This window comes from Pectobacterium polaris (assembly GCF_002307355.1).
Classification (GTDB): Bacteria; Pseudomonadota; Gammaproteobacteria; order Enterobacterales; family Enterobacteriaceae; genus Pectobacterium; species Pectobacterium polare.
Genome location: NZ_CP017481.1, coordinates 3,689,793 through 3,716,054, shown reverse-complemented (window position 1 = coordinate 3,716,054; position 26,262 = coordinate 3,689,793). Strand labels below are relative to the sequence as shown.

Here is a 26,262-nt window from a genome sequence, read left to right as displayed (position 1 = left end):
GCACCCGCCGTTTTTCACTGACTGAGTTGGTAACCGCTTTATTTCACTATGGCGGTTGCCGTTCAGTTCGTGGTCGCACGCCGTGATATCAGGTCGCATTGATGCCGTTGCAGGGTTCCCTGTCCATCTTCTGGAATGTTGAGACGCCGTATTGCGCTACCTGCACGGCGGGTGGCTGCACAACAGTCTTAATTCAAATAAGGAGATGGCAATGATGTTCACCCAACCTTTTCGTTCCGATGAGAAAACCAAAGCCCCCGAGCTTGAACTGGTGGATTTTGCATTTGGCCGCATCAAGGATGCGATTTATATCGTCAACGAAGATCAGCGTTTTTGTTACGTCAATGAAGCCGCCAGCCAGACACTGGGCTACAGCATTACGGAATTCATGCATTTGAGCGTTGCCGATATCGATCCCGACTGGGTCGCTGAGCATAGCTCGCCCGATTGGTTTCATGAATACGCATTGGGCGTCGGCACCACGTTTGAAACCAAGCACCTCACCCGCAATGGCATGACGATTCCGGTCGAGGTCAATCTCACGCATTTCCAACACAGAGGACGTAGCTACAACATGTGTGTAGTCAGAGATATCAGGGAACGTAAACATATCGAGCAGTTGGCTTACGCGCGAGAACAGGAATTTCGCGCGCTGGTGGAGAACACGCCGGATTTGATTATCCGCTTTGATGCCAACCTGAACTGCCTGTACGCCAACCCCGCCAGTCTGAAACATCTGGATTTCACCGTAGAGCAACTTCAGGGCCGTATGATTACGGAACTGATGCCCGGCGTGGGCTGTGCGATCCGCATAGAACAGCTGGTGCGGCTGGTTGTCGATACCCGCAGCAGTGCGGAAGGTGAAGTCATGGAAGAGCTGGGGAGAGGTGAGCAGCGTCATCATCATATTCACCATATTCGCTGTGTGCCTGAGTTCGATCAGCACGGCGCGCTGGTGTCCATTCTGACCGTCGGACGGGACATTACGGCGATTCGCTATGCAGAGAAGAAATTGGCCGATTCGCACATGCAACTGCGTTTATTGGCGCGTCAGCGTGAGATTTCACGCGAAGAAGAGCGTAAGCATATCGCTCAGGAAATTCACGATGAGCTGGGGCAACACCTGACCACGATCCGCATGAGTCTGTCGCTCATGCGCATGTGTTTTGCCAAGGAAAACCCAGACATGCAGACGCATTTGCAAAAGCTGATGCAACTGACTGACCAAACGATCCAGGTGGTGCGTAACGTTTCGACCCGGCTCAGGCCGAATGTACTGAATATGGGGCTGACGCCCGCGCTGGAATGGCTGTGCGACGAATTTAACCGGCACTATAGCGCAACCTGTCTGCTGCGAACGTCGGGAGAACCGCTGGTGCTCAATGACGAGAGCACCACGGCGGCCTTCCGCGTCGTGCAGGAATCGTTGACTAACGTGGCGCGCTACGCCGCCGCCACGCAGGTAATCATTACGCTGGATAACCAGCAGGACTGCGTGGTGCTGTGCACCAAGGACAACGGTAAAGGTTTTGATTCCCGCGCTAAAAATAAAAACGCTTTCGGACTCATGAGCATGAAAGAACGCGGACGGATGCTGGGAGGCGAAGTTGTTATAGACAGCGCGCCCGGCAAAGGCACGTTGGTGCAGCTAACGTTTCCTAAAAATGGCTATACCCGCTAACCGCGGGATAAGAATAACAAAAGGAAGAAATGAGCGATGGGCAAACCAATACGTTTAATGATCGCCGACGATCACGTCATCATGCGTGAAGGTCTCAAGCAGATCTTTGCGCTGGATGACTCGCTGAGCGTCGTCGCCGAAGCGGGAAATGGTGCACAGGTGCTGGCGCAACTGCGCAGCGTGACCCCCGACTTGCTGCTGCTGGATATGTCGATGCCGGGCATCAGCGGTGAAGCGCTGATTTCGCGCGTGGTAGCGCAATATCCGCGTCTGCCGATTCTGGTGCTCAGCATGTACAGCGAAGCGCAAATTGCGCAGCATGCGCTGAAGAGTGGCGCCAGAGGTTACATCACCAAAGATAAAGATCCGGAAGCGCTGCTGTCGGCGATCCGACGCGTGGCGCAGGGTGCTCGCTATATCGACCATACGATTGCCGAGCAGCTGGTGTTTTCCAATTATACGGAGGGTGACCGAGCCGCGCACGATGTGCTGACGGCCAGAGAGCACCAAATCATGATTATGTTTGCGCAGGGGATGGGTATCAACGCCATCGCCAATGAGCTGGCCATCAGCAACAAAACGGTCAGCACCCACAAAGCGCGCCTGATGGAGAAAATGCAGTTCAGCACCAATGTGGAAATTGTGAAGTATGTCGTGAGTAAGAAGCTCATTCCTTAGCGGTGGGAATGCGCTGTGCGAAAAATAACAGATAAAAGGGATTCAACAGTCGGTGAATCCCTTTTGCTGAAGCTTACATTTTCCTGACGGTATCTTTTCGTTTTCCTGCTAATTGTTCAGGAAAGTAACAGACTGTTTTTGCTTATGTTGGCCGTTTTTTGTAGGCATTTCCCTACAAATTCCTCTGGAATTCCTACCTGATGTTCAGCGATGCCTGATGGTTTCATTATTCAATGACGGTAATGCTTGTCATCGTTCCACCAGCGATGAATCGGTGTGCGTTATGCGGAGAAACGTCACAGATAGACGGTGGGGCACCACGTTATGGAAGGCAGTCAGTTAGCCCGCTTGGGCTTCAGGAGTAGTTAATGAATAATCATTACCGTCAGGATAGACAGCACGCTTCTTTATTAGAAAATTCGTTCTCAGAGCATTCGTCATTAGCGCCTTCATCATTAGAAAAGCCCGTATTAGAAAAAGCGCGATCATCAGCAGACTATTTCCCGCCATCGTCGGGACATTCCACACACACAGCCGATGATATTCATTCATCGCTCTCACCCATCATCAATGTTATTGCGCCTCTCAATGTCGACATCGTGCTGGAAGGTGAAACTGGTACGGGCAAAGACACGCTGGCGAACCGCATTCATCAACTTTCTCGATGCAGTGGTCCGCTGGTGGCGGTGAACTGCGCCGCCGTGCCGGAAAATCTGGCCGAAAGTGAGCTGTTTGGCGTGGTTTCCGGGGCTTATACCGGAGCTAATCGCTCCCGCGCCGGCTATCTGGAAAGTGCAGATAAGGGAATTCTGTTTCTGGATGAGATCGACAGTATGCCCATGACGCTACAAGCCAAGATGCTGCGCGTGCTGGAAAGTCGTGGCGTAAAGCGGCTGGGAAGCACCCAGTTCACGCCCGTGGATATGCGCGTGATTGTGGCGACGCAAACGCCGCTGCTGCAACTGGTGGAAAAAGGGCTGTTTCGGCGCGATCTCTATTTCCGTCTGGATACGGTAAAGATTCAACTGCCAACGTTGCGTTCCCGCAGCGATCTCATTCTGCCGCTGTTTCAGCGCTTTAGTCAGGAAGCCGCGGTACGCCTGAAAATGGCACTGCCACCAATGACGGCGGACATTGACGAACAGCTGCTGACCCACAGCTGGCCGGGCAATATCCGTGAACTGAAAGCGGCGGCGGATCGCTGGGCGCTGGGGCTGTCGCCTTTAGCCAAAATCCAGCCGCTGCTGCACCCGCGTCCTTTGCAGTTGAAAGATCGCTTAAAGCGGATTGAAAAATTTCTGATTCAGGATGCGCTGCGCCGCCACGACCACTGCATTGACGATGTTATTGTGGAGCTTGGGATCCCCAAGCGGACGCTTTATCACCGCCTGAAAGTGCTGAACGTGACGGCGCGAGAGATGTGCGCAGGGGGTGGGGAAGCCTGTCAGGCATGAGGGCAGATTATCCGCCGTTTACCGATCAGGGTACGGTAGCCAATGACGGCAGGCCGACTTTTGCCAGTCGGCCTGCTTTCAGGTTACACCGTTTCTATTTACATCGTTTCTGTCGGCATTTTTTCTATCGGCGGGCACGGATAGTGATGGATATCCGGTAGATCGTGCAATGCCACGGCCTTACTGAAATACCATCCTTGCATAATCGCCGACGGGCACTGTTGCAGGATGTAGGCGGCTTGCTCGCGTGTTTCCACCCCTTCGATGATCACCGGGACGTCGAGTTTTTTGATAAGAGTAAATAACAGATCGGCCATGGCGGCATTAACCGTGTCCGTGCCGATGGCGTCGACAAAAATCTTGTCGATCTTGATCATATCGAACGGTAAATGGCTCAGATAATCGAGGTTGGAATAGCCCGTGCCGAAATCATCAAGCGCGATCTTATAGCCTGAGCGCCGTAGCGCCTCAAGGCCATCAGCCAGCGTCTTGTGGGACGTACTCGACCGCTCGGTGAGTTCCAACATGACGCGGGTTTTATCGATCGCCAATTCATCACACATTTGCTGTAGGAAGTGATGATAATCCGGCGAAATAATGTCGGAGACGGACAGATTAATACTCAGAAGGAAGGGCGTGTCCTGCGTGAGGTACGGCTGCATGTCACGCAGCGCCTGACGCGTAATGATGCGGGTTAGCTCATCTGAGTAGCCCATTTTTTCAGCCGCGCTGATGAAAAACTCTGGCGAAACGTTGTCGCCACGCTCGTTTTTCCAACGCGCCAGCGCCTCTACACCAATAATGGTGCGCTGCGGCAGGCTAATCAGCGGCTGGTAATGTACCTGAAACCGCTGGTGTTTGATCGCGCGTTTTAGCTGTGAGGGTAAAGTATGGTGCCGATCGTCATAGAGCTGGTAGGACAGGGCAAAACTGCTCCCGAGGAGCGCCCCAACAAAAAATAGCGCAGCGATGATATACCACGGGCGATACAGGATGCCGGCAGAATCCAACTGAGCCAGCACGCAGACATTCAGGGTAGCTGCACAGAAAAACGTCTGGCGTTTTCCCATGGTCAGCCACCCGTTACTCTCATGCCGAGTCTCTTTGAACATTGAGAGGTCGATGTTGCCAAAGGTCTGATAGATATGCCCTAGGTTACGCGTGAGCAGCATCGCGCTGTATTCGGCGGGTGGTTGAGTGAAATGACGAAATGCGGCGGCTGCGGTGACAGTGACGACACCGTTGAGGCTCGCCATATCTGCGGTAATACGCGGATCCACCACATCTTTCATCGCGGTCCACAACTGCACGCCCTCATCGGTCGTCAGGTTCGGCGGCAGCAGATAAATCGGTGGGTTGAGGATGCCCCAGCCCGCGGAACAGATGAGATAGTTGTTCTTGATTCGCCCAATATCACGCAGATAGACGGAGTAAAAGGAGAGCAGGCGTAATTCTTTCAGATCGGCGCTGGAGCAAGGCGTGTTATTTAGCGTCAGCACGCGGTCAATGGTTTCCCGGCTTTCACGGGCGACGGCGGTGCCTTGTTCGAGCACATCCTGGCTATAGTGCTGTAGTTGCGCTTGTTCCAGCCTGGCTAAAATTCCCTGACCAATTAATAGCGCCAGCAATGCGCTGGCAAATGAAATCAAAATAAGTCTGAACCACAATCCGGTATTGGTAGTTAAGGTGAGCATAGCGACCATTTGGCAGCGTGACGGGAATAGTACGGCATGGGTTCAAATATCGCATCCTTGCCAGTTGCACAGCATAAAAACGTTCCTGCAAATCAGAAACAACATACGGCCTTTCGGTAAGGTAATAACGTTTTCTATTATTCTAAAAGAAAATCTATGATGCCTAACGGTCGGAAACACAGAGAAAACTAGGCTAGTTCTTCCCCTCACATCGTTATTGTCGAAAGAATTTCCTTTCCGTTGGAACTCACTGACCCGCTCTCCCACTTAATGAATGAACAAGATGACTGTATGTACAGCATGACAGTTCACTACCGTAAACATTCATCATATTTGGAGATATATCATGGCTTTAGGACTTTCTCAGGTTGCATCTCAGGCGGCTTCTCAGACTCTGGATACCGCGATGGCCGGTTCTCTGACTCGTGCTGCGGGCGCTCAGGCACAGAAAATTGCGCTGGATACGGAAAACTCCATTCTGGATGGTCAGATGGATTCCGCGTCCAAATCACTGAACTCCGGGCAGAAAGCGGCGAAAGCCATCCAGTTCTGATCGTGATGTAACGAGCCGGAGCCTTGCTCCGGCTTTATTTTTATCCCGTCCGCGATGGAATCCACACCATGAAAATCAACCACGCTACTACGCTGCCCCAGCCGGGGGATGCTCCGCTGGCGGACAACGGCACGTCTTTTTCCTCTTCTGCCACTAATCAGGATGTGTCCTGGTTTAGCGCAGCGCTGTCGTCGGCACCGATGACGGCAGAAAGTGGCAACAGTCAGTGGCTGGGCGCGCTGGCGGAAAAATCTCAGGGACTGAACGGCGTCTTTAAATCCGCCGAACGCGATGTGAGCCAGTCGATGCGCTCCAATAATCCAAAAGATGTGCTGGATGCGACCCGAACGCTGTCGTCGTTCTATCTGGAAAGTCTGCTGAGCGCCAAACTGGTGGCGAAAAGTGTGCAAAGTCTGGAAAAACTCACCAACTTACAGTAGCGACCTATGAAAATCGATAAGCGAGTGTTTCTTCTGCTGATCGGGCTATTGACCGGCTGCGGCGAGCCGATTGAGCTGAATCGCGGGCTGTCGGAGAACGATGCCAACGAAGCGATTTCGATGCTCGGCCGCTATCAGATCGGCGCGGAGAAACGGGTGGACAAAACCGGCGTCACGCTGGTGATCGATGCAAAAAACATGGAACGTGCCGTCAATATTCTTAATGCGGCGGGTTTACCGAAGCAATCGCGTACCAATCTGGGCGAGGTCTTTCAGAAAAGCGGTGTGATCTCGACGCCGCTGGAAGAGCGCGCCCGCTATATCTATGCCTTATCGCAGGAAGTGGAGGCGACGCTGGCGCAGATCGACGGTGTGCTGGTGGCGCGGGTGCATGTGGTGCTGCCCGAGCGTATTGCCCCTGGCGAGCCGGTTCAGCCCGCCTCGGCGGCGGTGTTTATCAAATACCGTGCCGAACTGGAGCCCGATGGGATGGAGCAACGCATCCGCCGTATGGTCGCCAGCAGCATTCCCGGCCTGTCTGGCAAAGATGATAAAGAACTGGCAATTGTCTTTGTTCCGGCGGAACCGTATCAGGACACGATCCCCGTAGTTACGCTGGGGCCGTTCACGCTCACGCCGGATGAAATGCGACGCTGGCAGTGGAGCGCGGGGCTGTTCGGTCTGCTACTGGCCGGGCTATTAGGCTGGCGCGTTGGCATGCCTTACCTGCGGCAATGGCAGCAGAAAAAAGCGGGGGCATCGTCGTCACCATGACCACACAAGCGCAAAGCCAGCGGCATGAGTCGGGCGATCTCACCCCGCTTGCCTGGCTGATCTGGTGGGCAGAGGACTGCCTGTTACAGGCCGATCCCAGTTGGTGGAACGGGAAGGTGACATTACCCGATGCGCCGTTGCGTCGCGATTGGCTGCATGTGAATGCCGTACAGCTTCATCGTCACTTTTCTCTGCCGTCGGTGCTGCCGCCGGATCCGCTTGCTTCACTGATGCAAATGGGAGCGCTGGATACGGCGCAGCGCGAAACGGTATTGCGCCTGATGGCACGGGTGTGTCAGCCCGTACGCAGTCCGGATCGCTCGGACGCGGAAGGTATATGGTGCGAGCGGCTGGCAAAGGCGCTGCGGCCGGGTTTATGGCTACCGTCAGCGGTCACCTTTTCTTCCTTATCGTCGGCGTCACCTGCCGCGAGCTATCAGGATGCGCTGACGCTGCTGCGCATTCGCTATGGTGAAACGTGCTGGCCGCGTCTGCGGCTGCTTTTTCCTCGCGATGGGTCCTGTGCTTGCCATGCCCCGACGATGTCATTGCCCGCCGCCCGGCTGAATGCGTTGTGCGATGCCCTGATTTGGAAGGCATCGACCCCCACCTAAAATCGATTTCATCTTGCACAGTAAAGGACGAAGCATGCTGACGACGAAGACGTTTGCGACATTACCCGGCGGTAGTCGGGATGAAACGGTGATTATTCCGGCGGAGCGCGTCGCGGCGCACCGTCGTAGTCGGACACTCTGGGAAGAGGCCAATGCGCAGGCCGACACGATTGTGGCGCAGGCGCACGAACGTGCCCGAACGCTAGGTGAGCAGGCGGTCGAACAGGCAGAAGCGGAATTCTGGCAGCAGGCAAACGCGCTATTACAGGGCGTTCGACAAGACCGAATGGATCTGGAAAAGATCATGATTACGCAAGCCGGACAGCTGCTGCGCGATGCGCTGGCGCATTTGCTGGATAAAATGCCCGCACCGTCGCGCCATCACGCTTTACTGCGGCAGTTGCTGAAGCAACAGCAGGGAGAAAGTCGGGGAACGCTGTATTGCCATCCCGCCCAGCTTGCTGATGTACAACACTGGCTGGATGAACATACACATCTTGAGTGGCGTCTCGCCAGCGATGACGCGCTGGATAGCGATGCCATGAAGCTGATTACCGCACATGGCGTGATGTCGCTGAGCTGGCGGCAGGCGACGGCGCAGCTCCTTCCTCTTGAGTATCCCGCCGCAATATAAAATCATCACCTGCCACTGGGAACTGCACGCTGGGGTTAACCACTCACTATTGAGTCAATGACGAGAACGTTTAGGTTTACGACCAAAAGTTCTCGTCAACGACCCAAACCGTGTTGTGAGGAAAATACCCTATGAGGAGAGCGTGCTATGTCCCTTAACCCCATTCAGCGTCGCCTTGACGCGCATCTGGTCGATTCGCAGCAACAGCTGGATGATATTGCGCTGAACGTTGCAGAAGGTGGAGCCAGTCAGGCCGACAGTTATGCCTTTTTTGAAGCCAGCATGGACTATTCCAATGCCAGTTGGGCGGTCGGGCAGTTGCTGAGCGTGAAACACGGCTTGGCAAAGGCCATCATCAATGACTTCAACTGAGTTGGCCGCGATGTTGGAGCGTTGGCTAAACGGCGGAACGTCGGCGCTGAAGTTGGACATCGATGGCGGGGCGGTGGCGCTTGTGCGGCAGTCGTCGGGCGTGGCGTGCAGTGCGGCCATTCCGCTGCGTGTGTTGCCGGATGAACCGATGTTGGCGCGCGCATTACAGCTAGCCGATGCCGCCCACGCCCAGTTTCAGGATGATACCGCCATCCTGTCGCTCTCTCCGCAGGATGAACAGCTCTGGCTATGGATGCGGCCTGATGCCGATGACGTCATGCAACTGTGTCGCAGCCTGGAAACCTTACTTAACCAACGGGACGTCTGGCTGAGCCTGCTCATGCCGCGGGCGAAAACGCCCGTTTCCGCTCCACTGAATCTGAACACGCTGGCTTTTTTGCAAGGAGAACGACATGCGTAAGGGATTGATACGTCATCGATCGTATAGCACGCTGCTGGCGATCTATCGCTGGTTTTGCTGGGCAGTGGTGCTGATGGGGATTATCCCGGTGAATGGGGTGATTTCGCTGGCGCACGCCGCCACGCCAGCCGACTGGAACAAGGGCGCGTATGCCTATTCTGCCGAGCAAACGCCGCTGTCTGCGATTCTGACGGATTTTGCCAACAGCCACGGTGTGGATTTGGTGCTGGGCAATATTGCGGACAATGAGGTTACGGCGAAAATTCGGGCGGATAACCCCACGCTCTTCCTTGACAGGCTGGCGCTGGAGCACCGCTTTCAGTGGTTCGTGTATAACAATGCGCTGTATGTCAGCCCGCAGGACGAACAGGCGTCGGTGCGTCTGGAAATCTCCCCCGATGCCGCCCCCGACATTAAACAGGCACTCAGCGGTATTGGGCTGCTCGATGCGCGCTTCGGCTGGGGTGAACTGCCGGAAGAGGGCGTGGTGCTGGTCACCGGCCCGCAGGCGTATATCGATCTGATTCGTAATTTCAGCCAGCAGCGGGAAAAGCAGGACGAACGGCGCAAGGTGATGATTTTTCCGTTGCGCTATGCCTCGGTATCCGACCGAACGCTGCAATATCGCGATCAAAAAGTCACGATTCCCGGCGTCGCGACCATTCTCAATGAGTTGATGGATGGTCAGCGTGCGGCACCGGCAGGCGCATCCGGCCCGATGCCCGTGCAGCCGGATAACGGCATGGAAGCGATGCGGGACAGTACGCGTTCGCTGATGACCCGGCTGGCAACCCGTAATAATCCAGGGCGCAGCGGTGAGGCATCAGGCCGCGTGACGCTAAGCGGCAAGATTTCCGCCGATGTGCGTAATAACGCGCTGCTGATTCGGGATGATGAAAAGCGCCGGGCGGAGTATCAGCAGCTCGTCGAGCATATCGACGTGCCACAAAATCTGGTCAACATTGATGCCATTATTCTGGATGTGGACCGAACCGCTATGTCGCGGCTGGAAGCGAACTGGCAGGCGCAGCTTGGCAATGTGAGCGCAGGCAGCACCATGATGATGGGGCGGAGCACCCTGTTTGTCAGTGATTTCAAACGCTTCTTCGCCGACATTCAGGCGCTGGAGGGGGAAGGAACGGCCTCCATCGTCGCCAATCCTTCCGTACTGACGCTGGAAAATCAGCCTGCGATTGTTGATTTCAGCCGGACGGCGTTCATCACGGCGACGGGCGAACGCGTTGCGGACATTCAGCCTGTAACGGCGGGCACCAGCCTGCAGGTGACGCCGCGTGTGATCGGCGAAGGGGCGCAGCGCAGCATCCAACTGGTTATCGATATCGAAGATGGTCAGGTGGAAACGGGGCGCGAAGGTGAGGCCTCCGGCGTGAAACGCGGCACCGTCAGCACGCAGGCGCTGATTGGTGAAAACCGTGCGCTGGTGCTGGGCGGTTTTCACGTTGAAGAGAGCGGTGACCGCAATCGCCGCATTCCGATCCTCGGGGATATCCCGCTGCTGGGGCAGCTGTTTACCTCGACGCGTCATGAAGTCTCGCGCCGTGAGCGCCTGTTTATCCTGACGCCGCATCTGGTCGGCGATCAAACCGATCCCACACGCTATGTTTCCTCCGCCAATCGTCAGCAGTTGAACGGTGCCATGAACCGCGTCTCGCAACGCAACGGTAAAACGGATCTCTACAGCCTGATTGAAGGCGCGTTTCGCGATCTCGCCAGCCGTCAGCTTCCCGCCGGATTTCAGGCCGATAGCAAAGGTACGCGATTGGGAGAGGTATGCCGCTCGCAGTCGGGCCTGATCTACGACAGTTCGCGCTATCAGTGGTACGGCAACGGTCAGGTGCGCCTGAGCGTCGGTGTCGTGCGTAACAGCGGCACACAGCCGCAGCGTTTTGATGAAGCCGCCTGTGCCAGTAGCCGCACGTTAGCGGTGGCGGTGTGGCCGAAAACGACGCTGGCACCGGGGAATCCAGCGAAGTGTTCCTTGCATTGCAGCCCGCGCTAACGTCCCAGCCCGCCCGACGTAACCTGCTGACATCTCAGTAGCGATTTCAACTAAAACAGGAAAGGGTCATGAATCATAAAGCACTGTCCGTCGCGCTGATCGCACTCCTGCTGAGCGCCTGCACTTCCCCGCGGCAGATCGCCAACTGCGCCTCGGTGACCTGTCGTCCGCAGCCGGAAACGCGGCAGCTCATCATCTGGTGGCAGCCCGATTTGCGCAGCAGTCCGGCTGATTACAGCAGAGTCAGCGTGGATGAGTGAGCCAGCGGCAGTATTCGACAATCAGCATGACTTTCTCACAGCGCTGGAGACCGCGACGACGGCATGTTGGCCGGTACAGCCGGGCGTCACGCTGTGGTTGACTGCGGTGTCGGCGCAGAAGGCCATACTCACCTTAACGTTGGCGCCTGCACGACATTACCCCAGTATGCTGCGACAAATTTTACAACGCCGCTTTCTGGAGGCCGATGCGCTGTTTGCCTGCGGCCTGAGCCTGGATGAACAGCAACATCTGCGGTTACATCGCGCGTTATCCACATTGACTGACTCGGCAGCGGCAATCGACGAACTGTGGTGTTTGGCCGGTCTGCCGCCGCGCTGAAACGTGAAAAAGTCATGCGTTTTCGTGCATAAGACGGGAACTGAGTAAGCAAGGAAATCACTTAATGGGGGAGTGTCACAATCACGCGGGCTGACCGCACATCATTGGCGCTTTCATAACCCATTTACTCATTGAGGAAACATTATGCTTAATTCTCTTGGTGGCGGAGCCTCTCTGCAAATCACGATCAAAGCGGGCGGTAACGGCGGTTTATTTCAATCTCAGTCTTCACAGAATGGCGGTTCGCCATCGCAGTCAGCGTTTGGTGGCCAGCGTAGCAACATCGCAGAACAGCTGTCCGATATCATGACAACCATGATGTTCATGGGCAGCATGATGGGCGGCGGCATGAGCGGTGGGCTTAGTGGTTTGGGTAGCAGCCTAGGTGGACTCGGCGGCGGTTTACTGGGCGCTGGGCTGGGTGGCGGTTTAGGTGGCGGTCTTGGCAGTAGCCTTGGCAGCGGACTGGGCAGTGCGCTCGGTGGTGGATTAGGCGGGGCGTTGGGTGCAGGCATGAATGCCATGAATCCATCGGCCATGATGGGTAGCTTGCTGTTTAGCGCATTAGAAGATCTGCTGGGTGGCGGCATGTCGCAACAGCAACAGGGTGGACTTTTCGGCAACAAACAGCCGTCGTCGCCAGAAATTTCTGCCTATACCCAAGGCGTTAACGATGCGCTGTCCGCCATTCTGGGCAACGGCCTGAGCCAGACGAAAGGGCAAACGTCACCGCTGCAACTGGGCAATAACGGTCTGCAAGGCCTGAGCGGTGCGGGTGCGTTCAATCAACTGGGTAGTACACTGGGGATGAGCGTTGGGCAAAAAGCCGGCTTGCAGGAACTGAACAACATCAGCACGCACAATGACAGCCCAACGCGTTACTTCGTCGATAAAGAAGACCGTAAGATGGCGAAAGAGATTGGTCAGTTTATGGATCAATATCCTGAAGTCTTCGGTAAACCGGAATACCAGAAAGACAACTGGCAGACGGCGAAGCAGGATGACAAATCCTGGGCGAAAGCGCTGAGCAAGCCGGATGACGACGGCATGACCAAAGACAGCATGGATAAATTCATGAAGGCGGTCGGCATGATTAAGAGCGCGGTAGCGGGCGATACCGGCAATACCAACCTGCACGCTCGCGGCAACGGCGGCGTGTCTCTGGGCATTGATGCAGCGATGATCGGCGACCGTATCGTCAATATGGGGTTGAAGAAGCTCGCTGATTAAACGAAAAACCATCGGGAGCAGGGCGGAAGCACTGCTCCTTGTTATTGGTTTTAATGTGATTATTTCAATTCAAATCAATTGGTTTGCTCGGTTTTAGTCCTTTTTTTGCGCGATTAGCGCTATGAACATCTTGTTATCCTTTACGCGTACTTTCTTAAAAGGAATAGCGTCAAGGATGCCACATGGAATGTTTTCATCACTCTTCACACCACCGCTTCAATCCTCCGACCTTCTTGTTTCCCACGACGTGAACACACCGAATCTCTGCTCGACTTAAATGTTTTGCGCTTTTCACCCGCGTAGCGTTTTTAGCCAATAGGGCATCTTTATAACGTCTTGTTTTATCAATGTGATGCTCTATCAACATGAACTGTGGTGTGAGCAGACTCAGACCACAGTTTAAGCATTTTGCTTTTCATCAGGGGAGCGGCGGAACGCATCGGCGCATGCGGTAGCCGTGGCAGCAGAGCAAGAATAAAAATAAGGAGAAAGCAGGTGGCAAACAGTACAGGATTACAGTTCACCGTAAAGGTCGGTGCCCTGGAAGCAGGCACTTTCGCGGTGGTGGATTTCAGGCTGGATGAAGGGCTGAACCGGCCTTTCAGTCTGTCGCTGAGTCTGGCGAGCGCGTTGCCGGATGTTGACTTCGGCGCGGTGCTGGACCAACCGTGCGAGCTGATGATTTGGTATGAAGGCGAACTGAAACGTCGCGTCAGCGGGATTGTCAGTGGCTTCACGCAGGGGGATACCGGATTCCGGCGCACGCGCTATCAGGTAGAAGTCCGTCCAGCCCTGTGGCGACTGGGATTACGCACCAATGCCCGTATCTTTCAGGCGCAGAAGCCGGAAGCGATTATCGGGGCGCTGCTGGAAGAGGCGGGCATCACTGACTACGCCTTTGCGCTGCGTAACGAGCATGCAGTGCGCGAATATTGCGTGCAGTATCGGGAAAGCGATTTAGCCTTTATCGCCCGGCTGGCCGCTGAGGAGGGCATGTATTTCTTCCACGAATACGAAGAGGGTAAACACCGGGTGGTGTTTGCCGACGATGCGGGCGCACTGACCAAAGGCCCCGAGCTGTTCTTCAATCTGGCGACGCAGGGGCTGAGTGAGGGCGAATATGTCCGGCGCTTCCACTACGCGGAGCGGGTGAGTACGGCCGAAGTCGAGTTGAAGGACTACAGCTTCAAGACGCCGGCTTACGGGCTGTCGCACAAGAAAATGAGCGGCGAGCTGGAGCACCAGCGCGAAAGCTATCAGCATTACGACTATCCGGGTCGCTATAAGCAAGACCCGAGCGGCAAGGCGTTCAGCGGTTATCGGCTAGATGCGCTGCGCTCAGGGGCGGTAACGAGCGAAGGGGAATCCAACTGCGCCGGGCTGATGCCGGGCAATACTTTCACCCTGACGGAGCACCCGAATGCAACGCTGAATGCGGTGTGGCAGACGGTGAGCGTGACGCACGTCGGGCAACAGCCACAGGCGCTGGAAGAGGAAAGCGGCGGCGAACCGACGACCATGAGCAACAGTTTTGCGGTGGTGAAAGGCACGACGACATGGCGTGCCGCGATGCCGTACAAACCGATGGTGGACGGTCCGCAAATCGCCACCGTCGTCGGCCCGACCGGGGAAGAAATCTACTGCGACCAGTATGGTCGGGTAAAACTGCAATTCCCGTGGGATCGCTACGGTGCGAGCAACGACCAGAGTTCCTGCTGGGTGCGTGTCAGTCAGGGCTGGGCGGGCGGCCAGTACGGCATGATCGCGATCCCACGCATCAGCCATGAAGTGATCGTCAGCTTCCTTGAGGGTGATCCGGATCAGCCAATTGTCACCGGGCGAACCTTCCACGTCACTAATCCATCGCCCTACCCGCTGCCCGCTAACAAAACGCGTACCACGCTTCGTTCCAAAACCCATAAAGGCAAAGGATTTAACGAACTCAGTTTTGAGGATGCGACCGACAACGAAGAGATCTTCCTTCACGCCCAGAAAAATATGGCAGTGCGGGTGCTTAATTCCAAAGATGAGCGCGTGGACTATAACCGCACAACAAGCATCGGACATGATGAAGAACTGGTGGTCGCCAACGATCGTAAAGTCACGGTGGAAGGCAATCAGGATCACAAAACCACAGGCAACCATTTATCGCTGACCGAAGGCGATCGGGGCACACAGGTTAAGGGCGATCTGACGCAGAAAATTAGCGGCGTATTCAGCGTGGACAGCAACGGCGATCTGACATTGCAAAGCGGCAGCAAATTAACACTCAGGGTCGGAAGCAGCTTTGTCGTTATCCACGCTGGCGGGGTGGACATCAAAGGACCGGCGATTAACTTGAACTCAGGCGGCAGCCCGGGTGATGTGGCACTCCCGCCGATCCGGCGATATTGAAAGCGGCCGCCGCCGCAGGGACGATGTTTGTGGCGCACTGTCCGGCAAAGGAGAAAAAAGGTGAGTGAGATAACACACTGGGCAATAGTGGATGCAGCGGCAGAGCCCGAATTATTTTCGATGTTGGAACAATTAGACCCACCCCATGCCAGTTTATACGCGGAGCCAGTACCGGAAGATATTGGGCGATTGGCTCCGCACTTAGTGCGAGTTGACGACGCCATTATTCAGTGGCTTGAACAAAGAAAAACGCCTTGGGGAATACGGCTTGAAAGCCGAGCTGATATGAAAACTCTGCGTCAGCATTTACGTAAATACCTGCATGTACAAATCCCCAATGAAGAAAAACCTGTATTTTTCCGTTTTTATGACCCGCGTAATATCTGGCCATTGCTGTCCGTACTTTCTGACTGGGAAAAGCATACTTTTCTCGGCCCTATTGAGGCGATAAAGACAAACTGGCAGGGAACATCGCAGTATGAAAGCTTTGTGGCCCTACGAGCAACGTTTCAGGCAGGATGTACTTCCCGGCGAAAAATAATGCGATTCTCTCCAGAACAGATGGGTGAGTTAACGCTGATTTTTGAGCAGCGCTATCTCGAAAACCTGGTCAGTAAAATTGAAAGCAGTGACGGAGAAAATAGACCAATCGATTTACAAAAAATTGGCGAGATATTTCGTTGGTTGAAACAACAGGGAATCACTGATGACAGGAGCATTCGTGGGTTGTTCTCTTTATTTCATGAACGGGGATGTCTGATACTGGAGGATATTCCTGCTGACTTTAAGAATGTCCTCTGTACAGAAGGTAAAAAAGGTGTATTTAAAGCAGAAACACTTTTACTCAGGGAATTGGGCTCTGTGCCCCTATAAGGAAAATATATGGTAAGTTTAACGGCGGGATCGCCATCATGTAATTGTGAAAATCCAGATACCTGCATACATGCGTTTTCACTGAAAGTGAAATACTGGACATTTGATTACAGTCAGGATGATTTTGTCACAACGGTAGAAACCATTGATAAAACAGGAGAAGGTGTTCCCGTTTCGCTCGGCCTGACAGGAAAAGGCTGTGTTTCACATAATCAATTATGTCCTCATGGAATCATTTATGATTCCGAGCGACGTCGTGCTCCCAAGACGTTTAGTAGCGGTCTGACAAATTATGTGTGTGATTATGGAGAAAAAGCAGATATTTTTTCAACACACGATGCCATCGATTTCTTGAGAGAGTATGTGTTTGCAAAAGGTATCAAAGCATTGTTGCCTAAGGAGATATATACCCTACGTGTTGGGCAGTGTAACGATGAACCTTTTATCAGTGAATCGCTGGTCTTTCTTAATGGGATATCACAGATATTTAGCTTGCCTTCCAGAGATGCGCTTCGCACAAAAATTATAATCTATCCGGCATTCAGCTGGGATGTCAGTGTCGCTATTGGCACTGCTCAAAAGGTTGAGGAATTCAATAAACGTCAACGAAAAGAAAAACGAAGAGAGGAAAATGCTGCTAATGGGAAACCACAGCACGGTTCCCGTGGATGGCGAAGGATCCCTAAGTATGAAATAAGCAATGCTCTTGAGATGGGCGGGGATTTTACATATACATTAGGAAACAATCCTGAACATAATTACTCTGTTTCAATGGAAAAAGATTTTAAGCGAAAAGCCAAAACCCTGACCTGGCTGAATAAATCAGTTAAAGCAATTGACTTTATCAGTAATTCTCTCTCTACGGCCAAAGGTGAGAATGACAAAATAACGCTGCTGGAAACGGAAATTATCTACCCAACATTAGAGATTAATGCCAAGGGAGAATTAAAAGAAGATAGTGTTTCTGGTGATATTTATATGGAACGGGAACTCTCACTGGGGTTAGCGCCGTTGATAGGGATAAAAATGACGCTGGATCTGCTTCAGGCATTTGCTGCCTGGTATCGCGCAGATGTCCTTCTGGCGGCAATCCGTGAAGGGTTGATGTCTCAGGAGCAGGCTTATCAGGAGGGCCGTAATGCGGCGTTTTTCGGGATGAAATTTTGGTTGGTGGCAGAGGGAGATCTCAACTTCACGCTGGCATTCAAATCAGACGCAAAAAATGAGTGGGAATGGCAAAAAGACGAATCAGCAGAAGCCACGCTCACACTGACTACGGAAGCGAATGTCCGAGCGGGCGTCCGCTTCTATATCGCAGAGGGAGCACTGGAGATTGGTGGAAAGGCGGTGGCAAAAGGATGTTTGGGGCTACATGCGCCTACAAAAGATAAGCTGGATTTGGTATTTTACCATGAAGGAATAACGGCGAAGATTTATGTGAAGTATACGGTTGGGCTTTCTTCTAGTTCGGAGGATAGTGCTGATGATAGTGCTGATGTTTCGGAGAAAAATTCAACTAATAAAACCGCTGACCAAAGTAAACAAGCTGAAAAGGAGTGGGTTATCCATGATAAATTGGAAAAGAGTGATTCAGAATGTCGGTTTAATCTTATTTAATATAAGTTTTTGTTTTTTTCTATTAGGAATGTATCCAGTTAGGGCTGACGAAATGATTAGTGGAAAATATCTATTCTCTTTTAAAACTTATAAAAGCACTTGCCTTCTTCGAGTAAATGATTTCCCTGCGATTGATAATACAAAGATCGATTCTGGAACAATGTCAGCGGGATTTAACTTGACGGCATTTTTAGAAACTGGGAAAAATGATATCGAACTATTAATGGGGCCGCAGAATCATAAAGATCCCAAGACTCTGTATCCTGATTCCTCCTGTCATGTGATAGTCACTAAGGATACCGAAACAAGCAGTACAGAAATCGCCAATTTTAAATTAAGTGTGAATGAAAAAGGCGAGATTACGGCGAGTGAATCAGTCAATACGGCCAATAGCTCCACCATTTTTGAAGGTTATACAAAGAATGAGAAAGACTATGGTTTCTATAAGGTTAGAGGGAGTTTAAAAATCGATAGCCTGCCACGCTGGGCGTGGGTGAATGCGACTCCAGTTACGGAAAACGATCTACCTAAAATCAGGATGGCCTATGCAGACATCTGGACAATGATGAAGGATCGCGATATTGAGGGTTTGAAAAAAATCACACAGACCTCAAACGAAGAGATGGCTTTTGCAGAAGGTGCCACAACAGGAATGATGTTTATTTCAACCGATTTTCCACAGCATGTAGTTGATAAACAGCTTACTCCTCTCCCAATTGAATGGAATAAATATAAAATCATAAAATATCGTGATGGACGTTTATTTCGTTTAGGTGTTGGTTTTTTCCAAAACTCACCACTAAGGTTTATAAATAGTGAAGGTAAAATAGTTTTTGCTTACAGGCCTTATTTCTCAATAATAGATGGTAAGGTAACGCTGGTAAGGTAATTTAGGGTAATAATTCTGTAATAAAGAATCGTTTATTTATTTTCAACGGACGAATTAAAAAATGGGTAACGCAGTTAAATTAGGCGATAGCGATACTGGGCACGGTAGTCATCCGCCGACGCCCGTTGCAGCGGGTTCATCGACGGTTAAGGTGGATGGCATGCCGTTGGCTCGACAAGGCGATCCGCTGGCTCCTCATGGTCATGCTCGGAATATTAGCGGTGGCTCATCCAGTGTATTTATTGATGGTAAACCCGCGGCGAGAACGGGGGATGGTGTGAGTTGTGGTGGCGTGGTGATTGGTGGGGGAACGGTCACCATTGGGTAATGGCTTATTCACGTTCACGCCTGACGTCTATCGAGCTGAGCTAAAAAAAACCAGCACAGGTTTCCCTGGCTGGCTTTTCCCTGATGCGGTAATGGCGCACGTATTACATTTGACGCACCGCAATAAAACGATCGGCGATCAGGCGGGCGACCCAGAACGAGGTCTGCGCCACGTCGCTATGTAGCCCGTTCTTCGTGTGGATGTCGGCCTGATGCAGAAAATCCTGCTCCAGCGAGTCCACAAACGCATCGAACTCGAACTCACCCCGTCGCAGCGATCCTGACTGGCTGAGTACCGTATTCAACTGTGTTCTCACCAGATGGATAGCCTGCGTGAACGATTCGCGTTGCGCCGGCGTAATGTATCCGCCTTGTCTGGCGATATCGGCCCAACGTGTCGGTGCGGGAGATGTCATTGTGTTTGGCATCTTACTTCACCTGTAAGTTGGCGGAATCCGGCACTTTGTAGTGATTATTGACGTTCGTCAGGTTGATGTTGCTACCTTTGACGTTCAACCCTTCACTGTCGCTTTTCACGAACGAGAACTTGCCGTTTTCTGCGTCAATGTTGCTCAGGTTCAAGTTCCAGTTACCTTGTTGCCCACCGTTGGTGCGAACAAACGTACCGAAATCTTTCGCTTTGAAATTATCGATAGTCAGGTTGGCATCCGCGTTCAACTGGAAAATCTTATCGGAAGCGCCCTGAGCGCTACTGTTGGTGATTTCAACATTGGCTGGCTTACCGTTATTTGATTTCACCGTCAGCGCATCTTCACCCACGTTGGTCCAGTGTACGTTATCAATTTTGGCATCGCCGCGAACGTGTACGCCATCCGCCGCATTATCACCAAACACCACGTTTTTCAGCGTTGCGCCTTGAGCCAGCTCAAAGACTGGCTTCTGGCCTTCAGCCTGACCACCGTCGCCTAACTTACTGCCAGCGGTAAAGGTTTTTCCGCCGCCGTCAAAGACCTCACCGGGGCCGACTTTGATGGTGTCATTTACCACGGTGGCATCACCGCTGGCTTTAGGGAATGCCACTGGGCCAGCACCGGCTGTTGAAGTCGTCGGCGATGCTGCCGAACCGCCATCAACACCGGTTGGTGCGGCCGTCAGTGGAGCAGATGCGCCGCCGCCGTTACCGCCAATGGGTGAAGACGGGGCTGATGGTGCCGCAGGGGATCCACCACCGCCAGCAGAGGGTGCAGACGGTGCGGCAGGCGATCCACCGCCACCACCGGATGAAGCCTGCGGTGCGCCCACAGATGGCGAGCCGCCACCTTGTGGCTGTCCTTTTTCTTGCGGCTGACCGAATTCACCTTTCTGTGAATCCATCAGATTGCCGATCAATTCCAGCAGCGCTTTTAACAGATCGTTGCCGCTCAGTTGACCACCGCCGTCTGCGGTTGGGCTGATGGCATTATCTAATGCGCTGCCAGCCGAATCTTGCAGTAGAGAACGGCTCAAATCTTCTGGATTTTGCGCCCCGCCTACACCGCCAGCGCCGGATGAACCCGCCAGCGGTGACGCCCCGCCGTTGCCGCCTGCCGCGCCCGACGAGCCGGAAGAGAGTGGATTCCCCGCTTCCTGGCCATTTTTGCCCTGAATCAGCGTTTCCAGCAGTTTCATCAGCATATCGGCAGGGCTGCCGTTTTGCCCTAACGCCGAGCTGCCACCGTTGCCCGCACCGCCCTGGCCCAGCGGGCTGCCATCGGTTGATGACGGCGTATTGCCCTGCGCATTAGGCAAAAGCGCGCTAAGCAATGTGCCCAGCGCCTCCATGAGCTGGCTATCCTGCTGTGCAGAACGTGGCGAAACCCCGCCGTTGCTGCCTGAAAGCGGGGAATTCAGACCTGTTGATGACAGGCCAGCGCCGGGTTGTATGCTGAGCGTGATCGTCATATCAGCCATAACATCTCCTTGAAAGTGAATAATGTGGGTCATTAACAGGCTTACGTCTGTTGCGTATTAAGTGAGGGAAGGTGTGATGTGGTTCCCGTGTAGGAAAGAGAAAGATGTCGGGAACCAGAAGGAGAAACTGACCACTTAACCGACACGATCACTTCATCACCCTTGGAACCTGTTATGCAGAAAATTCAGCATGTTCAGCCCGGTCTATCCGCGTCGGAAATTGCACCCGCTACGCTAGCTAACACACCGCTATCGCAGGGCAGTAGCACCAGCGCGAGCCAAAAAGGTGCGCAGTCCCTGATCCAGCAAGGTTTGCATGATAAAAATAAACCGCCCGAGCTGGAGCAGGGAAACGGCAGTTCAGTGAAGAGCCAGGACTCGCGCTCGACTACCTTGCGCGAGCTATTCTCATCGGAAGGCGTGAGTCAGAGTGCACCGCGCGCGCCGCGTGATTCGCTGGCATCAGGTGGGCCGATCCAGAGCCTGCCGCGTTTTGCCTCCACTGAAGCTGCTGAGATCAAAATAAGCGGTAGCACGACCGCTACACCCGCCGCGAAATCTGATATCACGCTGGACAGCCACGGTAAGCTTCAGTTTGGTAAAGGCGTGCCGGAGGCGCTGAGCACGCTGTTACAACAGACCATCGGGAAGAATAGCCAGCCGTTCGTGGCTCATCATGAAAATCAGGATGCACAGCAGCACGCGCTAGCCGACAAATCAGGGCGGCTGTTCGTGATTCAAAGCGATGACAATCAGCATATTGCGCTTCACAGCAGCGGCCGCAGCGCGATGCCAGCGGGCAAGCTGAGCGCGAGTAACGTACAGCTGGACTCCACGCCGGAACGTATTTCTCTGAAAACAACCTCGGGCGAATCTACGAGCGTGCCGCTATCTGGACGCATGAACCACGAGTTGCTGACCGGTGTCCACCGACAGCCTGATTCAGCTTCAGGCGCGGGTGAACAACTGCGTCTTCATGACGGTAAGCTTTTTGCACTGAATACCGAGTTCGGAGTCTGGCAGCAAAGCAGCGATGTCGCCCACAGCCAGTTATCCCGGCAGGGAAATGGTCAACTGTATGCCGTCAAAGACGACCACACGCTGAGCAATTTGTCGTCGGGCACGGAGTCATCCACCTTCAGCGATAAGATTACGGCGTTTTCGGCCAACCAGAACGGGCAATCTGCCGTGCTGACCGAGCAGAATCACCTCACGCAGCTGCACCTGATGAGCACGTTGGATGCCACGCCACAGCCGGTGGATCTCAAGCTGGAAAATGGTGAACCTGTGTTTGCGAAAGCGGTGGGGTTAACCGCAGAACACCTGCTGATTGCCGACAATGACGGTAAACTTTACCACGCACCGCTGCCCGAAGCGGGTGAGTCGCACGCTACATTAACCCCTGCCAGCACGCCGGAACTGAATGCGGTGCTGGGCGACGACCATCGTATTACCGGATTTGCCCACGATGAACACGGCCAGACGCAGGCGCTCGCCACCGATCGCCAGGGACAAAAACACGTCGCACCTCTGGGGCAGAATGGGCTGTCCCCCACGCCGGGGTGGAACCTGAGCGACAGTCTGGTGGTGGATAATAAGCTGGGGCTGACCACGGCCGCGCCCGAGGCGAAAGACACCTTAGATCTGGGACGACTGGGGCAGATCGGTCTACAGGAAGGCAAAGTTCATTTTTACAACGGCAATACCAAAAGCTGGGAGGCATCCAGCGTTGAAGCCAGCCAGCTCAAGCGCGGGCTGGACAATCAGGCTTATACGCTAAAAGACGGTGAAATCAAGCCGCTGTCCATTAACCAGAAATCGGACACGTTTACGCACGGCGACAATACCGTGTTTGCGCTGCCGCAGGTGCGTATGACGCCGTCTGCGGGTACCGCACTCCCGGGGATTGCCAAGGACGATGATGTCTCGGCGATGGCGGTGATCAACCGTAATAAATTTATTGCCGTCGATAAGCAGGGCGATCTGCATTTCCACCAGATCAAACCAGGAACGGACAAGCTCGCCGCACCACCGCTGGCGTTGCCTAAAAATGGCTTGGCCGGTGAAATACAGGACATCGCACTGGATCACCAGCAGACGCTCTTTGCCCTGAATAAAGACGGGCAGCTTTTCCAACTGCCGAAAGCCGACTGGCAAAATGCGGCGAATCACGACAGTGCACAATGGCAGCCGATGAAAACGCCGGCAGAGGGGAAAGTGAATTCACTGGGCACGAATGCGCAACATCATTTGCAGGTGGCGCATGACGAGCATGAACTCCATACCTTGCAAGGGAAGGAATGGAAAACGACGGTGCCAAAAGGGGAAGCGCCGTTAACCGCAGAGCCACGTGCCGCAGAAACGGTGTTTGGCAGGCTGGATGTGGCGACAAAAGGGGGAAAAATACCCTTAACCGGGCTCACGTTTAAAGCCGATGTTCAGGTTCTCGGTAAAGCGGGTGAAGAGTCGCAGCAGGTGAAAAGCAAATTGTCAGATCTGCTGCGGGCCCATCTGGTTTCATTCACTCTGGACGTGCCGCGGCCGTTAAAAACCTTTGCCGACCATGTGCAGCATCAGGTCAGCGGGCGTGAAGGTCTGAAGCCTGTTTATGACATGCAAACCGAATTGCTGAAAAAACTGGATGCCACAACGAGCCAGCCTCAGGGCACTGCGATGGATCTGGCGAGTAAGCTAGACAAGCTGGATCTGGGGGAAAAAGGGAAACCGCTGGTGAACCTGCTAAAACAGTTCCATACCGAACTGGAAAGTAGCTCAGCCAAAGCGGCGCTGCTGATTGGCAGGCAGCAGGGCGTGGTGAACGATAACGGTGTCATGAACACGGAAGGCAAATCCGCCAGCTTGCATGGCAGAGAAAAAGATCTGGCTCCAGTGCTGCTGGCGGCGATGGAAAGTCATCCGTCATCGAAAACGAGTACGGCTGGTACGCTGATCAAAGCCTTTGTCGACAGCAAAACGCCGATAGCCCAAAAGCCGAATAGCGAATCATTTGGGCAGCAGCGGGATACCAGCGATGCACTGTCGCTGGCGAAAACGCGACTGGTACTGGATACCCTGGTGCTGGGGACTTGCATAAGCTGACCGATCGCATCGATACGCTATCCGGCACGTCGCCGGGTGAGGCGGAACTGGCATCGATGATGAAGGAGCTTAACGCGCTGCGGCAGGGAGATTACGGCGAAAACCCGGTGAAGAAGATGACCGACATGGGGTTCACCAATCATAAGTCGCTGGAGGCGGATTACGATTCGGTTAAAACCTTTATGAAGGCGTTCCGGAAAGAGGACAACGCCATCAGCGTCACTTCGAAAACCGTGATGCAGGCGGCCAGCCAGACGGACATGATCGATAAAATGAAGGCGACCGTCCTGTCGTTGGACAGCAACGAAAGCATCGCGTTTAACCGGACCTATGGCGGCGGGGCATCCATGTCGTTTGTGGTCAGCGGCACGCCATTACCTTTCCCTCCGGTGCCGGGCGGCGGCGTCAGCGGCGAGCGAAATTACAATCTGAGCTTTTCTCGTGGTGAAAATGGCATCAACGTTGCCTTCGAGCGTTCAGGCGGGATTACCGGGAAAGTGAGTTACTCCGGCGGGTATGACGTCAGCCAGTATCTGACAGGAAAAACCTCGGCGCAGATGACGCAAAGTATCAACAGCAAACACAGCTTCACACCGGACGTTCGTGCCTCTTTCGGCGTATCCGCCAGCCTGCAAATGGCGCAGCAAAACGCCCTGAACTTTACCCTCAGCGAAGAAGAACTGCCGGGGTTTATTGACGGTCTGTCGAGCGGCACGATCAACCCGCTTGCCCTGCTGGATAAAGGGGAACAGCACAGCGTGAAGGCCGGGAAAACGGTCAGCTTCAATCTGGATAGCAATGCTGCGCTGGAGCTGCGTGGCGGAATCAACCTGACGGAAAAAGGTGTGGCGCCCACCAGTGCGACGCTGCGCGGATCGGTTGGCGTGACGGCGAGCGCTAATGTGCTGTCTGCCACGAGTTCGTCCAGCGTTTCACAAGGAGAGAAATCCACAACCTATGCGGAATCTGACAACCGTCTGCGCTTCATGAATCAGGCCACTGCGGGGCTCAATGCCACTATCAGTGCCGGGGCGGCCAGAACGACACCGGATGGCACCGTCCCGTTCTTCACTGCGGCCAGCGTTGGGGTGAATGTGGCGACCGATTCGCGGACTAATCAGTCAATTAGTTTGGGTATGAAAAAGGCTGAACCGCTGGAGAAAAAAGACATTGATGCGTTGACCAAGACACTGGCTTCTGCCTTTAGCGATCCGGCCAGTCAGTTATTGATCGACAGCGTGAAAGGAATGGCGGAACCGGGCGATCAACTGGCCATACTGAATGCGCATTTTGCGGATAAACCGGCAAACACCGACGATCAGCATCAGGGATTAATGAGTTTGAAAAAGCTGAATGTGCAGCAGGATGTCGCACAGCGTGACGGGGCAACGCTGGATAGCGTCAAGCACACGACGTCCTACACCAACCTCAGCAAACTGACGGAAAACGGGCTGTTTCAGGTGATCGGTAACCATTTGGTCTCTTCGCTGCCGCCGAGCAATGCCGATCGCATCAATCAACTGATTGCGGACAATCCGGCGCTGAAGGATATCGTGAGCCGCTTGCAGGATAACGACCGAGCGTCGGTGACGGTCACTCTGGAGCTGAAAGACGACGTGCGGGAAAAGATCGAGAAGGGCATTCAGAACAAAACGCACGGCAAGGATGACGTCATCGCGCTGTTTAAAGACGGCAATAATTTGCGTCTCGCCAGCATTGAAGTCTCGAAAGCGGTGAAAAAGAGCGAAGGATTCAATACCCCGGCGGTCATCATCAATGCGTCAAGCAGCGCGGGCGTCAGCATGAATAAACTGCTCGGCAACGTCAGCTTTAGCTACGGGCAGGATCAAACCGTGCCGCAAAGTTACAAACTGAGCGGCGAGATTGCAAAAGCCAATCCCGCGACCGCCAACGCGTTGCAGCAGCTCCAGCAGGAAGGTTTGCAGCTAAACAGCTAATCGTAAATATCATGCGGTGATTACAGGAG

The 26,262-nt window shown here is 53.8% G+C and carries 21 protein-coding genes and 2 pseudogenes; 20 read left to right on the top strand and 3 right to left on the bottom strand.

The window, feature by feature from the left end; all coding sequences use genetic code 11:
* Positions 1-211 precede the first annotated feature (211 nt).
* The 3 genes from BJJ97_RS16690 to BJJ97_RS16680 all read left to right on the top strand — a co-directional run bounded on the left by BJJ97_RS16690 (position 212) and on the right by BJJ97_RS16680 (position 3,813).
* Entirely contained in the window at positions 212-1,681 is a 1,470-nt protein-coding gene (locus tag BJJ97_RS16690) for a PAS domain-containing sensor histidine kinase (RefSeq protein WP_095994675.1), read from the top strand.
* Positions 1,682-1,717: 36 nt separating this feature from the next.
* Positions 1,718-2,359 (top strand): response regulator transcription factor, encoded by a 642-nt coding sequence (locus BJJ97_RS16685; RefSeq protein ID WP_014915549.1) that lies wholly within the window; start codon positions 1,718-1,720, stop codon positions 2,357-2,359.
* A gap of 368 nt (positions 2,360-2,727) precedes the next feature.
* Positions 2,728-3,813: a sigma 54-interacting transcriptional regulator gene (locus BJJ97_RS16680; RefSeq protein ID WP_095994674.1), complete on the top strand. Its 1,086-nt coding sequence runs from the start codon at positions 2,728-2,730 to the stop codon at positions 3,811-3,813.
* Positions 3,814-3,911: 98 nt separating this feature from the next.
* Here BJJ97_RS16680 and BJJ97_RS16675 read toward each other — a convergent pair whose 3' ends face one another.
* On the bottom strand, positions 3,912-5,507 hold the full coding sequence (locus BJJ97_RS16675; protein ID WP_095994673.1) for an EAL domain-containing protein: 1,596 nt from the start codon (positions 5,505-5,507) through the stop codon (positions 3,912-3,914).
* A gap of 346 nt (positions 5,508-5,853) precedes the next feature.
* Between BJJ97_RS16675 and BJJ97_RS16670 the strand changes: the two genes are divergently transcribed.
* The 16 genes and pseudogenes from BJJ97_RS16670 (at position 5,854) to BJJ97_RS16595 (ending at position 19,266) form a co-directional block, all read left to right on the top strand.
* On the top strand, positions 5,854-6,060 hold the full coding sequence (locus tag BJJ97_RS16670; protein ID WP_009112561.1) for an Hrp pili protein HrpA: 207 nt from the start codon (positions 5,854-5,856) through the stop codon (positions 6,058-6,060).
* Positions 6,061-6,128: 68 nt separating this feature from the next.
* Entirely contained in the window at positions 6,129-6,500 is a 372-nt protein-coding gene (locus tag BJJ97_RS16665) for an EscI/YscI/HrpB family type III secretion system inner rod protein (RefSeq protein ID WP_095994672.1), read from the top strand.
* A gap of 6 nt (positions 6,501-6,506) precedes the next feature.
* The gene (gene sctJ, locus BJJ97_RS16660; protein ID WP_095994671.1) at positions 6,507-7,274 is read left to right on the top strand and encodes a type III secretion system inner membrane ring lipoprotein SctJ; all 768 of its coding nucleotides are present in this window, start codon (positions 6,507-6,509) and stop codon (positions 7,272-7,274) included.
* Positions 7,271-7,888, top strand: coding sequence for a type III secretion protein (locus tag BJJ97_RS16655; RefSeq protein ID WP_095994670.1), 618 nt, complete (start codon positions 7,271-7,273; stop codon positions 7,886-7,888). Before sctJ ends, BJJ97_RS16655 begins: the two co-directional genes overlap by 4 nt.
* Before the next feature lie 34 nt (positions 7,889-7,922).
* Positions 7,923-8,522 (top strand): type III secretion system stator protein SctL, encoded by a 600-nt coding sequence (sctL, locus tag BJJ97_RS16650; protein ID WP_095994669.1) that lies wholly within the window; start codon positions 7,923-7,925, stop codon positions 8,520-8,522.
* A gap of 147 nt (positions 8,523-8,669) precedes the next feature.
* The gene (locus BJJ97_RS16645; protein WP_009112566.1) at positions 8,670-8,894 is read left to right on the top strand and encodes a type III secretion protein HrpF; all 225 of its coding nucleotides are present in this window, start codon (positions 8,670-8,672) and stop codon (positions 8,892-8,894) included.
* Positions 8,881-9,315 (top strand): type III secretion system chaperone, encoded by a 435-nt coding sequence (locus BJJ97_RS16640; protein WP_095994668.1) that lies wholly within the window; start codon positions 8,881-8,883, stop codon positions 9,313-9,315. The genes BJJ97_RS16645 and BJJ97_RS16640 overlap by 14 nt, the downstream gene beginning before the upstream one ends.
* A pseudogene (gene sctC, locus BJJ97_RS16635) lies at positions 9,308-11,376 on the top strand (type III secretion system outer membrane ring subunit SctC). Before BJJ97_RS16640 ends, sctC begins: the two are co-directional and overlap by 8 nt.
* Before the next feature lie 27 nt (positions 11,377-11,403).
* Complete coding sequence (hrpT, locus tag BJJ97_RS16630) at positions 11,404-11,595, top strand: HrpT family type III secretion system protein (RefSeq protein ID WP_095994667.1); 192 nt, start codon at positions 11,404-11,406, stop codon at positions 11,593-11,595.
* Positions 11,588-11,935: a type III secretion protein gene (locus BJJ97_RS16625; protein ID WP_095994666.1), complete on the top strand. Its 348-nt coding sequence runs from the start codon at positions 11,588-11,590 to the stop codon at positions 11,933-11,935. Before hrpT ends, BJJ97_RS16625 begins: the two co-directional genes overlap by 8 nt.
* Before the next feature lie 144 nt (positions 11,936-12,079).
* Positions 12,080-13,165, top strand: a complete 1,086-nt coding sequence (locus tag BJJ97_RS16620) for a harpin HrpZ family protein (protein ID WP_095994665.1) — start codon at positions 12,080-12,082, stop codon at positions 13,163-13,165.
* A gap of 495 nt (positions 13,166-13,660) precedes the next feature.
* Positions 13,661-15,559 (top strand): type VI secretion system Vgr family protein, encoded by a 1,899-nt coding sequence (gene tssI / locus BJJ97_RS16615; RefSeq protein ID WP_095994664.1) that lies wholly within the window; start codon positions 13,661-13,663, stop codon positions 15,557-15,559.
* A 60-nt stretch (positions 15,560-15,619) separates the two neighbouring features.
* On the top strand, positions 15,620-16,432 hold the full coding sequence (locus BJJ97_RS16610) for a DUF4123 domain-containing protein (protein ID WP_095994663.1): 813 nt from the start codon (positions 15,620-15,622) through the stop codon (positions 16,430-16,432).
* A gap of 9 nt (positions 16,433-16,441) precedes the next feature.
* Positions 16,442-18,049: a hypothetical protein gene (locus BJJ97_RS16605; protein ID WP_095994662.1), complete on the top strand. Its 1,608-nt coding sequence runs from the start codon at positions 16,442-16,444 to the stop codon at positions 18,047-18,049.
* Positions 18,000-18,938, top strand: a complete 939-nt coding sequence (locus tag BJJ97_RS16600) for an IdsF (protein WP_095994661.1) — start codon at positions 18,000-18,002, stop codon at positions 18,936-18,938. The genes BJJ97_RS16605 and BJJ97_RS16600 overlap by 50 nt, the downstream gene beginning before the upstream one ends.
* A 61-nt stretch (positions 18,939-18,999) precedes the next feature.
* Complete coding sequence (locus tag BJJ97_RS16595) at positions 19,000-19,266, top strand: type VI secretion system PAAR protein (protein WP_095699578.1); 267 nt, start codon at positions 19,000-19,002, stop codon at positions 19,264-19,266.
* Positions 19,267-19,369: 103 nt separating this feature from the next.
* Here the strand turns inward: BJJ97_RS16595 and BJJ97_RS16590 are convergent, their stop codons facing one another.
* Complete coding sequence (locus BJJ97_RS16590) at positions 19,370-19,693, bottom strand: DNA-binding protein (protein ID WP_095994660.1); 324 nt, start codon at positions 19,691-19,693, stop codon at positions 19,370-19,372.
* Between the two features lies 1 nt (position 19,694).
* Positions 19,695-21,176 (bottom strand): pectate lyase, encoded by a 1,482-nt coding sequence (locus tag BJJ97_RS16585; RefSeq protein ID WP_095994659.1) that lies wholly within the window; start codon positions 21,174-21,176, stop codon positions 19,695-19,697.
* 174 nt (positions 21,177-21,350) lie between these two features.
* Here BJJ97_RS16585 and BJJ97_RS22485 point away from each other — a divergent pair.
* Positions 21,351-26,233, top strand: a pseudogene (locus BJJ97_RS22485) (AvrE-family type 3 secretion system effector).
* Positions 26,234-26,262 lie beyond the last annotated feature (29 nt).